Annotated in this window: 10 protein-coding genes and 1 tRNA gene; 7 read left to right on the plus strand and 4 right to left on the minus strand. The window is 56.4% G+C overall.

The features are described from left to right. Window positions 1-16: 16 nt before the first annotated feature. Both AADJ11_RS15430 and AADJ11_RS15435 read left to right on the plus strand, forming a co-directional pair. Entirely contained in the window at window positions 17-517 is a 501-nt protein-coding gene (locus tag AADJ11_RS15430; RefSeq protein WP_341235404.1) for a DUF3299 domain-containing protein, read from the plus strand. Further along, window positions 511-1,023 carry a DUF3299 domain-containing protein gene (locus tag AADJ11_RS15435; RefSeq protein ID WP_341235405.1) on the plus strand — a complete coding sequence of 171 codons (513 nt, stop codon included), beginning with the start codon at window positions 511-513 and terminating at the stop codon, window positions 1,021-1,023. The genes AADJ11_RS15430 and AADJ11_RS15435 overlap by 7 nt, the downstream gene beginning before the upstream one ends. Before the next feature lie 46 nt (window positions 1,024-1,069). Here AADJ11_RS15435 and AADJ11_RS15440 read toward each other — a convergent pair whose 3' ends face one another. Then, complete coding sequence (locus AADJ11_RS15440) at window positions 1,070-3,115, minus strand: ATP-binding protein (RefSeq protein ID WP_341235406.1); 2,046 nt, start codon at window positions 3,113-3,115, stop codon at window positions 1,070-1,072. A 504-nt stretch (window positions 3,116-3,619) separates the two neighbouring features. Further along, on the minus strand, window positions 3,620-4,942 hold the full coding sequence (locus tag AADJ11_RS15445) for an ATP-binding protein (RefSeq protein WP_341235407.1): 1,323 nt from the start codon (window positions 4,940-4,942) through the stop codon (window positions 3,620-3,622). A 45-nt stretch (window positions 4,943-4,987) separates the two neighbouring features. Between AADJ11_RS15445 and AADJ11_RS15450 the strand changes: the two genes are divergently transcribed. After that, the gene (locus AADJ11_RS15450) at window positions 4,988-5,899 is read left to right on the plus strand and encodes an MBL fold metallo-hydrolase (RefSeq protein ID WP_341235408.1); all 912 of its coding nucleotides are present in this window, start codon (window positions 4,988-4,990) and stop codon (window positions 5,897-5,899) included. An 81-nt stretch (window positions 5,900-5,980) separates the two neighbouring features. Further along, window positions 5,981-6,055, plus strand: a tRNA-Asn gene (locus tag AADJ11_RS15455). A gap of 1,142 nt (window positions 6,056-7,197) precedes the next feature. Here the strand turns inward: AADJ11_RS15455 and AADJ11_RS15460 are convergent. Both AADJ11_RS15460 and AADJ11_RS15465 read right to left on the minus strand, forming a co-directional pair. Continuing rightward, window positions 7,198-8,091: an MBL fold metallo-hydrolase gene (locus AADJ11_RS15460; protein WP_341235409.1), complete on the minus strand. Its 894-nt coding sequence runs from the start codon at window positions 8,089-8,091 to the stop codon at window positions 7,198-7,200. Between the two features lie 26 nt (window positions 8,092-8,117). Further along, window positions 8,118-8,759, minus strand: a complete 642-nt coding sequence (locus AADJ11_RS15465) for a DsbA family protein (protein ID WP_341235410.1) — start codon at window positions 8,757-8,759, stop codon at window positions 8,118-8,120. A gap of 96 nt (window positions 8,760-8,855) precedes the next feature. Here AADJ11_RS15465 and AADJ11_RS15470 point away from each other — a divergent pair, with 96 nt between their 5' ends. From AADJ11_RS15470 to AADJ11_RS15480, 3 genes are all read left to right on the plus strand, one after another. Continuing rightward, on the plus strand, window positions 8,856-9,764 hold the full coding sequence (locus tag AADJ11_RS15470) for a LysR family transcriptional regulator (RefSeq protein ID WP_341235411.1): 909 nt from the start codon (window positions 8,856-8,858) through the stop codon (window positions 9,762-9,764). A 153-nt stretch (window positions 9,765-9,917) separates the two neighbouring features. Continuing rightward, window positions 9,918-10,865, plus strand: a complete 948-nt coding sequence (locus AADJ11_RS15475; RefSeq protein ID WP_341235529.1) for a LysR substrate-binding domain-containing protein — start codon at window positions 9,918-9,920, stop codon at window positions 10,863-10,865. A 121-nt stretch (window positions 10,866-10,986) separates the two neighbouring features. Next, on the plus strand, window positions 10,987-12,516 hold the full coding sequence (locus AADJ11_RS15480) for an amidase (protein ID WP_341235412.1): 1,530 nt from the start codon (window positions 10,987-10,989) through the stop codon (window positions 12,514-12,516). Window positions 12,517-12,520 lie beyond the last annotated feature (4 nt).

A 12,520-nucleotide genomic window follows, 5' to 3' on the forward strand; every position in this document is an offset into this window, starting at 1 on the left:
CCATAGGGGTTATGCAATGTTAAACCGCAGAACTGCATTGATGCTTTTGTCTGGGGCGACCCTCGCCCCCCAGGCGGGTTTTGCGGCAACTCCGCGGCAAATCATGTGGGATGATCTGATCCCGCCCGGCCTGCCCTATGCCGAGATTATCGGCGAAGGCGAAATCGACGCCATAAATGACACCTGGAACCCGGTATACGACGCCAATGCGGTCAAGCTGAACGAGGCCCTGAACGGGGCCTATATCACCATGCCGGGTTTCATCATTCCCTTTGATATCAGCGCCAAGGGCGTCACCAGTTTTATGCTTGTGCCTTATGTCGGTGCCTGCATCCATACGCCGCCCCCGCCTGCAAACCAGCTGGTCATGGTCGACAGCGCCAAACCGTGGCCGGGGGATCAGCTTTGGGATGCTGTTTGGGTGACCGGCACGATGCGCACGCAGTTGCAATCGACGAAACTCGGGCAAACCGGCTATTCGCTGACCGCCGACGACATGAAGGTTTTCGAATGGTGAACCGACTACTGCAACGCCGCACCGTTCTTGCCGGACTGGCGGCAACCATGGGGTTGCCCCGCGTGGCACAGGCTCAGGATTATATCGACCTAGAGTGGGAAGCCCTGCTGCCAAAGGATCAAGCAACCTTGCCCAATGCGCTGCGCAGCTTGCTGCCGCATGACGAAGATATGATGCTGTCGCGTGAACAGCCTGCCTCAACGGGTGTCAGAACCGACTGGAACGGTCAGATCGTGCGCTTGCCGGGATACATCGTGCCCATTGACCATAACGGCACCGCGGTTACCGCCTTTATCCTCGTGCCCTATGTCGGGGCCTGCGTGCACGTGCCACCGCCGCCCGCCAATCAATTGGTCTTTGTCACGACCCCCACCCCTTATGAAAACAAAGGGTTGTTCGAGGCCGTGAATGTGATCGGTATGTTCGGCGTCTCGTCCGTCTCGACCCAGTTGGCGGAAATTGGCTATGCGTTATCCGCCGACAAGATCGAGCCTTATCGCAGCTAATGCATATGCCAGCCGGGGTCGTGCAGTCGGTGATTGCCCTGTTGGCTTAGGCGACGTGTTCGATGGTGATGCTGTTTTGCTCGGCATTCTCGCCGCTCTTTTCGCTGCGATCCGTGCTTGGCATTTTCAGGGTGAACGTGCTGCCGTGATCGATTTTACTGGTCAGCGACAAGGTACCGCCATGCAGTGCGGCCAGTTGTTCCGAGATCGCCAAGCCAAGGCCCAGACCACCGCTTTTACGTGACATAGATCCGTCAACCTGCTGGAAACGCTGGAAAACCCGTTCCATATTCTCTTCTGAAATACCGTGACCTGTGTCTGTCACATTGAAAACAATCTGACCCTTTTCACGTGTCATCGCCAAATGGATTGTCCCCGTGTCGGTGAATTTGATCGCGTTGTTGATCAGGTTGTACAGGATTTGCTTCAACCTGACTTTGTCAGCGACCGCCTCGGCGGTGCTGTCGCCTTCATAACTCAGCGCCAACCCTTTTGCTTCGGCATTGGGCTGCAAATCCTCAACGACCGAGCGGGCCAATTCGTCCAGCTGCAAAAGCTGCATGTCCAGCTCCAACTTGCCGCGGGCGACCTTGGTCCAGTCCAGCAGATCTTCGACAAGGCGGATCATGTGCTGCGCGGAGTCCGCAATCCCCGCCCCTTGTTCCGAAATGAAGTCTTGGTACTTTTTGATCGCGCTGGTGACTTCGGCGCTTGGCGTACCATCCGCGCTGATTGCCTTGGCCAGCTGCTTGGATTGGGGTAGCCTGTCACTGTTCCGCATAAAGGTCGCGCGCCCGAAAATCACCGTCAACGGGGTGCGCAGTTCATGGGACACGTTGTTCAAGAAATCCGTCTTTTCACGGTCCGCCGCTTCGGCCACACCTTGCGCATGTTTTTCGGCGCTGACGTCTGTCCAGATACCCACGGTATAGCCGTGCGGGGTCTTGGCCTCTGTGACCTTTAGCCAAAATTCATCGCCGATCTGCTGAAGAAAGGATTCACCGGGATGGCGGAAATTTTCCATCCGGTTTTTGATCCAAGTCTCCCTTTCCTCGTGGCTAAGCGGCGTTGGCTGATGGGTCGCGGAGATGCGAGCCAATTCATCCATCGTCATGCCCGGCACAACCAGATCGGCAATATCGCTATGATAATCCAGGTATTTCTGGTTCACGATCATCAGCCGTTCTTTGTCATCAAAGGCAATGAACCCCTCGCTGATACAGCCAACTGCTTCGGCCAGCAGCGCATGCGCATCGTCCTTTTTCACCGCGAGCCTGCGATAAGCCGACAACACGACCAGCAAAACCACCGCTGAAAACAGGGAGAATGCCACCAAATAACTGCTTTGTGGCGAATAGGACGGCCAGCCATCTGCAGGCCGCGCCATCGCCTGCCATCGGTTACCCAGCATGCTGAATTCGACAACGACAGGTTCAAAACGCCAAGACACACTGCCATTCCCACTGGGGGCTACCGGCAAACCCGAGGCTGGTATTTCGTTCAGTTCAAACAGATATTTTGATGCATCGCCAAAATCATGGCGTTCTGGGCTGAGCAGGCTATCGGCCTCAACCACGATCGAGATAATCCCCCAAAAGTGATCTACATCCCGATCCGGACGGGGCAGGAAAACAGGATAGCGCAGGATATAGCCCGCGCCGCCACCAAGCAGGGACACCGGCCCGTCCACGACAGCACTTTGCCCCCGATACGCCCGCGCGACACTGGCCATCTGTTCGGGCACTTGCCAGTATTTCAGGCCAATTGCCGTTTCATCATCACCCAGTGGAAAACTATGGGTAACCTCAAGCCCCGGGGCCAAGGCAACCGCGACAATCTCTGGCGAATCTTTTTGGAACTGCTCGACGGCTTTGACGACCTGCTCATCCACTTCCCCGCTAGACATGCTGAGTATATTTTCAATTCTCTTTGCGATCAGAACGGTTTCAAAGAACCGAAGTTGAACCTGCTCGGTCGTCGCGTAGAGCCCGTTTTCAACGTCGCGTTTTACCGTCGCCAAGTGGCTGTCACGGTCCAGTTTAATAATGGTATAGCCGATGCCCGACACACTGCCGATCACGATGACGGCCATCAAAAGAAATGATTTTGAAGCTAAATAATTTTTGAATCTATTGATCATATTTGTAGAATTCCCTGTAGAGGCTATGGAATATGCGCCGTCATATCCAGTTTGATTGACGGTCTTCTTTCCTCCGTAGCCTTCCCCCCCACCATGATTTTGGCATTGCCAAATTCTGGGCATATTTTCTGCACTATCTCGACCCGTCAGATAATGCGCATCTCAGTTCATTTAACAATCTGTTTTATAAGTATTTTTAGCCGCCCCACAGATCGTATTGCTTGGATGTCGTGCGAATCCGCATCGTTAACCGGCGGTACGCCCAACAATTCCATTTCGTTGAAAGGCCAACCGGGCCGAAACCGCAACCATAACACGAATCTCAAAATGCCCGAGACATCCGAAGATCCGCAAACCATTGGCGGATTTATAGCATCCGGTTCGCCAAAATCCAAAACATATTCAGTGATTTGGCGTCATTTTAGGGAGACCGCTCTTGACCCTACGTAAAACCGTCTAACGTGCGATCACAATGTCAGCGCGCAGGCCACCAAGCCTCTCTGACACTCCCAAACGCAGCACGCCGCCATGTGCGCGCGCAATATCGGTCGCAATCGCAAGCCCAAGACCGACACCCCCTACGTTCTGGTTCCGGGCCGGGTCCAACCGCGAAAACGGGCGCACGGCCTCTTGGCGGCGCGCCTCGGGGATGCCGGGGCCATCATCCTCGACCCGGATACGCAGGGTCTTATCCGTCAGCATCACGGACACCTCGGCCCGCGTACCGTACCGCACCGCGTTCGAGATCAGATTATCCACCGCCCGCAAGATCGCCCCCTTGCGCAAACGCACTGTCCCCGCCCCGTCCCCTTCGGGGGGAAGCAACGTCACATTACGCCCTGCCCGTTGCGCCTCGGCCACGGCACCTTTCAGCAAGACATGCGGGTCCAGCTTTTCAAACTCGCCCTCTGCGGCACCTTTGGCAAAATCAAGGAACTCATCCAACATCCGCTGCATATCATCGACGTCCTGCAACAAGGGGCCAACCTCGTCGTCGTCCATCATCGACAGGCTCAGCCGCATGCGCGTCAGGGGCGTGCGCAAATCGTGGCTCACCCCCGACAACATCAATGTGCGCTGCTCGATATGCCGCTCGATCCGGGCGCGCATGTCGACAAATGCGCTGCCCGCAGCGCGCACCTCGACCGCACCTGCGGGGTTATAGGGAATGTGACGGCCCCGGCCGAATGCCTCTGCCGCGCGGGCCAGACGTTTGATCGGGCGCAATTGATTGCGAAGATACACGAATGAAATCAACGTCATCAGGAAGCCAAAGGTAAAGGTGTAGACAAACAGCTGATGCGGGTTCGCCGCCGAAATGCGCCGCCGGTCAAAGCTGATCCTGATCGGCCCCATATCTGTGTCGGCAAACAAATGCACCGCGCCCGGATCGGTCAGATCAAGCGCTTGAAAACCGGGCAAACGGGCGTTGAACAGCTTGATCATCACGCGGCCCGAATAGTCATACCATGAAAGGGTGTTCTGGCGGGGCACCTCGTCGACTGAGACGGGAACCACCCGCATCATCAAGGGGGCCAACTGCTCAGTCACCATCGGTGCAATCGCTTCTGGTGATCCGGCATCTTCGACCACGTTCAGCACCAGCGCCACCTCGCGCAGCACCGTGGTGGTCATCTGGGTGGTCACCCCTTCATAGTTGCGCTGCGCAAAGATCACCGTCACCACCAGTTGTAAAATCACAACCGGCAAGAGCAAGATCAGCGCCGCGCGCCCATAGATGCCTCGGGGCATATATCGTTTGAGCCAGGTAAAGAACATGTTGTAGACCTTAGCCAGACCCCTGCCCCTACGAAAGGCCAAACCATGCTGCCCCCCGATGACTTTGACCCGCCCGTAGGAATCGCCGAAGGTTTAGAGCCCGGTTTGCGTAGAATTGTGGCCGATAACCCTTCCCCCATGACTTATCGGGGCACGAACACCTATCTGCTTGGGTCGCGCGGGCTGGCGGTGATTGATCCCGGCCCCGCGTCGCCGACGCATCTGGACGCGATTCTGGCAGCGGTCGGGCCCAGCCAGCACATCAGCCATATCATCGTCACCCATACGCATCTCGATCACTCCCCCCTTGCCCGCGATCTGGCCCAAGCATCCGGCGCGCCGATCCTTGCCTTTGGTGATGCGTCAGCGGGCCGGTCATCCGTCATGACCCAACTGGCCAAAGGCGCGCAGATCGGTGGCGGCGAAGGCATCGATGAAGATTTCCGCGCCGACCAGATTGTGCAGGATGGTGAGCATATTCACGGCGACAGCTGGTCGTTAGAGGTGATCCACACCCCCGGCCACATCGGCAACCACATCAGCCTGGGGTGGAAGGATGCCTGCTTCACTGCCGATCATGTGATGGGCTGGGCCAGCTCGCTCGTGTCGCCGCCTGATGGCGACCTGACCGATTTCATGGCCTCTTGCGCGCGGCTACAAGACCGCGACTGGCGGGCCTTTTATCCCGGCCACGGCGGCGCAATCGACGATCCGGCGGGGCGCTTGGCCTGGCTTGTCGCGCACCGCCAATCCAGAGAGGCAGACATTTTAACCGCCCTGTCCGCAGGCCCGGCAACCGCACATACGCTCGCGGCGCAAATCTATACCCAGACACCACCCGCCCTTCTGGGGGCTGCCACCCGCAACGTTCTGGCCCACCTTGTTGATCTTACGGGAAAAAATCGGGTTTCACCTGTAAAAACCCTCTCTGCAGACGCTGAATTCAAGCTGATCTGAAATCAATTGTGAAAAAGCTGGAAAAAACTGCCCAAACCCACTGGACGGCACAAAATACCACTGCTATATCGCCCAGACCGTTCCGACGTAGCTCAGCGGTAGAGCAGTTGACTGTTAATCAATTGGTCGTAGGTTCGATCCCTACCGTCGGAGCCATAAAAAGCCACTAAGCTCAATAGCTTGGTGGCTTTTTTGATTTAGGGGCAGATCAAGAAATATTGCCTTGTCACCGAATTTCTCACCAAACCCTCTCAATGTTAGATCGGTGGATGAAAAATCCGTGTTCGGGAGTTAGATTCCCCTACTTGCCTTCATCTAGTATTGATAAATGCTGACCCTAATTATCTCTTGATTATTCATCTCCATTTTGACGACAGCTTTTCACCCCCCCAAATCCAACACATCTTAATGGGCATAGCAATTCACTTTGTATTTTCCGGGACTGGAAATTGGACGTGGAATTTTACGGGCAGCAAATGCAAACCAATCGGCCTGGCTGAGGACCCCCTTCCTGCTGTATGAGCCTGCCCCCCACAACATCCAAGATTTACAAATTGTTTGTAGGGGTAGCATTCAGTACAAAGCCGTAAGATCATCAAGACATATTCAGGTCTGTCAAATATGCCTATATTCATAGCGCAGTAATAAATAAAAAAGACCGCAACTTAGACTAAGTACGTGATGCTTTTTAAGGTACTTAGTCGGGAAAAAAATGTTCTTAGCAGATCAAGCACTTATTCAATGGCATCAGCTTGGAAAACTGAGGTCTTAACCATTACACAACGCCCGCTCAGCGAAATCGTTCGCATTCCATACCTGTATGGGCGTCAAGTAAGCCATGAAAGATAAGCAAAAAAAGATCTACCATCCAACAGCCTCTTCAGGCCCAAAGCTGCCGTAGGCCGATGTATTCAATGCCGCGACGCAGCTTCTCCAAAGCAGACCTTCAGCCCGTTTCTCCAGACTGCGGTTGGGCGATAGACGCGACGCGCAGATATCGACCTTTGCAAAGTGGCGCTCCACCGCCCCCAGTGTCAGAGCGTGATCGGCGCTACTAAACTTTTGGAGCCACGACCGATGTCGCCGCGACTTTCGCGAGGCGGTGTTTGAGATGGCATGCAACACAGTCCGGCATGTCGAACATCGTAGCGCGGGCGATGGTGCCATCGCTTTGCAGTTTTCGACTATTTGCAATGAGCGTTAATTCAAAACGAAGGGTGAGCGCCCTGAAATGACGGGCGCTCTCTTTTCTCATAAGTGCACAAGTGGCTCACGCCTCGAACGAAACCATGCGCGGGTTATCCCCACTTCATCTCACCGGTCAAAACCTTGGCGCCGACGTTCAATGCAACGTCCATGCCCAGATCGGGATAACGGGCTGTCATTGCAGCGATCAGGTCTTTGGAGCCGTTGGCCTTGTCGAGTTCCTCTTCCAATGCCAGAAGATACCCCTTCGTGAATTCCACGGCTTCAAGGCCCATTGGTGCGTCCGGCGTCATGTGACCGGGAACGACGACCTGCGGGTTGCGGGCTATGATGGCATCCAGATTGGCGATCCATGCCGTGCGCTGTTCCTTGGTCGGTGTGTCTGCAGTCCAGACATGGGTGCCGGAAAAGACCATTACACCACCGAACACGGCTTGCAGATCCTCGACCCAGAGGTAGCGGCGGTTGGCCAGCCCGTCGGCTGGGACAATCTCGATCTCATGGCCATCCACCGTCAGGGTCGTGCTGTCGTCGGCGACCGGCATGATGACGTCATCAACCGACGCCGGACCGTTTTCGCCCAATTGCGGGCCCCAGGTTTCGACCTTTTTCGCCACATTGGCATTGATGGCCGCAACGGTTTCGCTGGCTGCAATAACGCGGGCCTCGGGAAAGGCTTCGGTGATTGGGCGCAGGCTGAAGTAAAAATCAGGGTCGCTCTGGCTGATGTAGATCGTGGTCAGGATCTTGCCCGTTGCTTTGATTTCCTCGGCCAGTGCGCGACCGTCCGGAAGGGTAAAGCCGCCGTCGATCAACACGACCTCGGTGTCACCTTGGATCAGAACGGGCGCACGGAAAAAGCCGTTTTCGCCTGCAGGGAAATGTGTCCAGGTCAGGCCGTTCGCATCTGCAAAGGAGATGCCGGGGGCTATCAGGGCGGCTGCCCCGGCGGCGGTTGTGAGTTTCAGCATGTTTCTGCGGTTCATTGTATTGTCCTTTCGTTAAAGTGGGATCAGGCCAGCCCGAGGGCGGCAAGCACCGTATCGGGTCCGGAATAAAGCGTGCTGGCATCCAGCCCGCGGCGGGTGCCGTCGACCTCGGCAATCAGGGAGGGAACGCCCTGCATGTTGTAAGTCTCCATCAGGTCGCGAGCCTTTGCGGTGCGATCGCGCACGTGCTCTGCAAGGGCGGCGTCGGGGGTCAAGACCCGCGCGGATGCGTCCACAAGACCGAGGTTTTCAAGCAAGCTTGCGACAACAGCAGCGGATGTCACATCCTTGCCGTCGACATAGCGCGCCGTCTGAATAGCGGAGAGCACCTCGATCACCCGTTCCGGGGCTTTGTCGGCCACAGCCGTGACAGCAAGCGTCGCGACGGTGGAATCCAGTAGCGCATCTTCGGCCCCCAACACCTTGTTGCGGTAGGCGTCGGAGAAATGGCGACCACTCAGCGCGGCAATGCGCTGGTCATTGGCCCAAGCCTGCGCTGCGAAGCTTTTCATTGGCCGCGCGCCGCTGCCGGCGAACAACCCGGTGGCCTGTGGCTGCAGGTCAACATCAGGATGTTTTGCAAGCGTGCCGATGGTTCCCGACGCACCGTAGCACCAGCCGCAAAGCGGGTCGAAAAGGTAATGCAGTGTCACTGTCTGTATCATGGTGTATCTCCTTGGGCATGTATATAGGCGCATCTATTGCCCGCGTTAAGATAAACGATTTTGACAGTCCGTATGCCAAAGGCTAACAGTGAGGTTATGGCGAAATCACACAACCTCAACCGGCTGGCCTATTTCGCGGCCGTGGTCGAAACCGGATCGTTTACCAATGCCGCAGACCGCCTTGGCGTGACCAAGGCCGTGGTCAGCAGCCAGGTGACGCAATTGGAGCAAGAGCTCAAGGCGACGCTATTGGTGCGCAACACGCGCAAGGTCAGCGCCACAGAGGCAGGTCAGCTTTTCTACACACGCTGCACGTCGATACTGAACGAGGCAGAAGAAGCCTTTAGCGAACTGTCGCAACTGTCAGAACAGCCCGTGGGCACATTGCGCATGACCGCCCCGAATGATTACGGCACGGCGATCATAGCCCCGCTTGTCGCCGCGTTTCGACGCGAATACCCCGATTGCCGGGTCGAGCTGTATCTGGGCGATGGTCATAGCGATCTTATGGCGGGTGATCTGGATCTGGCCATTCGGGTCGGGTGGCTTCGCGACTCGACCCTGTTGGCACGCAAGATGGGCGGTTTCAGGCAGCTTCTTGTCGGCACGAGCGACAGCCCCGGTCAGTTCGATCATATCCACCACCCGAATGATCTTTCGGCTGTGCCGTTCATAACAAACAAGGCGCTGCCCGACCCCCTGCATTGGCTGTTCGAAAACTCTGCCAGCGAAACGGTTTCCGTCAAATTGCAAAGCGACCTTTCAATCGACAGTGCGCCCGCGATCCTGGCCGCCGTAAAGGAGGGGGCAGGTCTGGCGATCCTGCCGGATTATCTGGTCCGTGACCATTTGGCGTCGGGTGCACTGACCCATGTGCTGCCCGATTGGCATCTACCCGAAGGGGGCATCTTTGTGGTTCTTCCTGCGTCAAAGTTCCGCGCCGCGAAGGTGTCTGCATTCACGGAAATGCTGCGGCACGCGGAAAAGAGTCGGGGCAGTGGTTGAGTGGCCAAGCGGCGACCGCATGACTTGATGCGTCCTGAATTGTCGCCGAACCACTTTTCTCAACTGTTTAATGCGACGGCGACCACCGAGATCTACACGACCGTTCTGTGATAAGAGTGTATCGTTCAGTCACCAATCCAGCGAGTAACGGCTATTTCAAATAATGATTTCCAGAAGGCCATAACGCTTCGCCACTTGCGCGTAATCGCTGCCTTGTCCGACCTGAAACTGGTTGCGCGGGTGTCGGAGGAGCTTAACGTAACTCAACCCGCTGTCTCCAAGCAGATTGCAGAGCTGGAAAAAATCGTCGGCGTTCCGATCGTGACCCGCGATCGGAACCGCCTTTTCTTGACGGCAATAGGACGGCGTCTGGTAGAACATGCCAAGCAAGCTCTCAATCAACTTGATCGGGCAGCCTTCGATATTGAGGCCATGGCGAGCGGGATTTCGGGTGCCGTTACTGTTGGCGTCGTCAGTTCGGTCGCCCCTACCCTTTTGCCCGGCACTATTGCGCTCTTCAAAAGCAGCACGCCGCAGGCAAGCATCTCGGTCAAAGAGGGGCATTTCGTAGAACTTCTTCCAGAGTTGCAAGGTGGCGCGTTAGATTTGCTGATCGCCAGAATCTGGCAGCCCCGAGAGCTCTCTGGCATTGAACAGCTAAAGCTGTTTGCGGAACCGATTGTCGTCGTTGCAGGCCGCAATCACCCGCTGGCAAGGCAACCCGACATTGAGTGGAGCGAAGTCGTCGATTTCCCTTGGATTATGCCGCAGGCAAATTCGGTTGCTCGGCGGGCGGTCGATGCACTCTTTGCCGAAAGCGGACTGGCACCACCGGCAAACACGATTGCCTCTCTCTCTTTGATGCTAAATCTCGCACTGTTGGACGCAATTCCCGCACTGGGGCTGATGCCGCAACGCCTTGCCCAGTCCCATGCGGCACGCGGGGACATTGTTACGCTTCCGCTGGACACGCGTGGATTTCTGTCCGAGGTCCGATGCTTCTGGCGAAGCGGCCAAGAAGAGGCCAATCATGCGTTGTCGTTTTTTCTTAAATGCTTACGGAAAACAACTGAGGATCTAAAAACCATTCCTTTTGGTTAACGTTATAGATCAATCTTTCATTATTTTTCCTGTCGGCCCCGTATTATCATAACTTCAGTCATTTTCTTGGGAGGGACAAAGTGACTAAGTTGAGTATGCGAGATATGTCATCGGTGCGGGGATGAGTGTGGCCGGATTGATGGCCCTCTCGGCGCGCGATGTCCTCAGACGATTTGCGGATCGCAGGCTAACGCCGACGGATTACCTGGCGGTGTGTCTTGAGCGCATTTCGCAGGTGAATCCCAAGATAAATGCCCTGACAGCAATCGATACGGAACGTGCGATCTTTGAGGCGGCGCAGGCATCCAGCCGGTGGAACGCTGGAACCCCCAAGGGGCCGCTTGATGGGCTGCCCATTGGCGTCAAGGATCTTCAAGATACCGAAGGATTGCTGACGAGCCATGGTAGCCCACGCATGCGGAGCTATGTGCCAACAAGTGATTTTCCGATGGTTGCGCGGCTGCGTGACGCCGGAGCGATCATTCTGGCAAAAACAAACGTTCCTGAGTGTGGCGCTGGCGGTAACAGCCGTAATCCGGTTTGGGGTGCCACGGCCAATCCGTTTGACGCCGACCTGATCGCCGGCGGCTCTTCTGGCGGATCTGCGGCCGCGCTGGCGGCAAATCTCTTACCTGTATGCACTGGGTCAGACACTGGTGGCTCGCTCAGATTGCCTGCGGCGCTCTGCGGGATCGTTGGATTTCGCCCATCGGTAGACGTGATTGCGCATCCGACCCGACCGCTGGGGTGGTCAGGTGTTTCGGTTCTTGGCCCGATGACCCGTACCGTGGATGATCTGACATTGATCTTGAGCACATCACATGGGTACCACCCTGACGATCCACTATCAGCACGCTACACGGAGGCCAGATTTACGACCTTGCCAGACGTCGACCTTAGCACCTTGCGGGTCGGTTACAGTGAGGATTTCGGGGGCGCACCAGTAGACCCGGCTATTCGGGAAACATTCCGCGATCGGATCGAGAAGATTGCACCCCACGTTCGAGACTGCCGCCCGGTTGATCTCGATCTCGGAAATATGGACCGATGCTTTGACATCCTGCGCGCCGAAAGCTTTCTGGCCGCCTTCGGCGAGGTGACCAAAACCGAGCCCACAGCTTTTGGGCCGGATATTCAAACGAATGTTGAATTGGGCCGCTCCATGTCTTTGGCGGATCGGGCATGGGCGCATGCCGAGCAAACGCGCATTCTGCGTCGCTTCAACGCGCTGATGCAGGACTTCGACGTTATCCTTCTTCCCACCGCACCGGTATCCCCGTTCCCTTGGACCCAAGGGCATGCAACCGAGATCGAGGGGCAGAGCATGGATATCTATTACCGTTGGTTGGCCCTGACCTATCGCGGATCACTGGCAGGCGGCCCATCGATCACCCTGCCCTGCGGTCGCGATACCCATGGCATGCCCTTCGGACTTCAGGTTCTGGGCGCTGTCCGTAGCGACGAAGCGTTGCTGGCTGCGGCCAAATCGCTGGAAACACTCTTTTCAGGCACCCCGGATATGGCGCGGCCCTGCCCTGATATGACAAGCCTCTCACCGTCAGACATAGACTTACGTTCAATCGTAACACACCCGCCGATCATGGACCGAGATGTTCAATCCAAGACGGCCCCCCTCGGAACGGCAGTTTAGCACT

It is taken from the genome of uncultured Sulfitobacter sp. (genome assembly GCF_964021855.1).
In the GTDB taxonomy this organism is placed as follows: domain Bacteria; phylum Pseudomonadota; class Alphaproteobacteria; order Rhodobacterales; family Rhodobacteraceae; genus Sulfitobacter.

What these genes read in the sequence shown, in the direction of transcription:
- AADJ11_RS15465 (WP_341235410.1), bottom strand. Translation starts at nt 8,759, where the DNA reads ATGATACAGACAGTGACACTGCATTACCTTTTCGACCCGCTTTGCGGC.
- AADJ11_RS15435 (WP_341235405.1), top strand. Translation starts at nt 511, where the DNA reads ATGGTGAACCGACTACTGCAACGCCGCACCGTTCTTGCCGGACTGGCG.
- AADJ11_RS15450 (WP_341235408.1), top strand. Translation starts at nt 4,988, where the DNA reads ATGCTGCCCCCCGATGACTTTGACCCGCCCGTAGGAATCGCCGAAGGT.
- AADJ11_RS15440 (WP_341235406.1), bottom strand. Translation starts at nt 3,115, where the DNA reads ATGGCCGTCATCGTGATCGGCAGTGTGTCGGGCATCGGCTATACCATT.
- AADJ11_RS15470 (WP_341235411.1), top strand. Translation starts at nt 8,856, where the DNA reads ATGGCGAAATCACACAACCTCAACCGGCTGGCCTATTTCGCGGCCGTG.
- AADJ11_RS15460 (WP_341235409.1), bottom strand. Translation starts at nt 8,091, where the DNA reads ATGAACCGCAGAAACATGCTGAAACTCACAACCGCCGCCGGGGCAGCC.
- AADJ11_RS15480 (WP_341235412.1), top strand. Translation starts at nt 10,987, where the DNA reads ATGAGTGTGGCCGGATTGATGGCCCTCTCGGCGCGCGATGTCCTCAGA.
- AADJ11_RS15445 (WP_341235407.1), bottom strand. Translation starts at nt 4,942, where the DNA reads ATGTTCTTTACCTGGCTCAAACGATATATGCCCCGAGGCATCTATGGG.
- AADJ11_RS15430 (WP_341235404.1), top strand. Translation starts at nt 17, where the DNA reads ATGTTAAACCGCAGAACTGCATTGATGCTTTTGTCTGGGGCGACCCTC.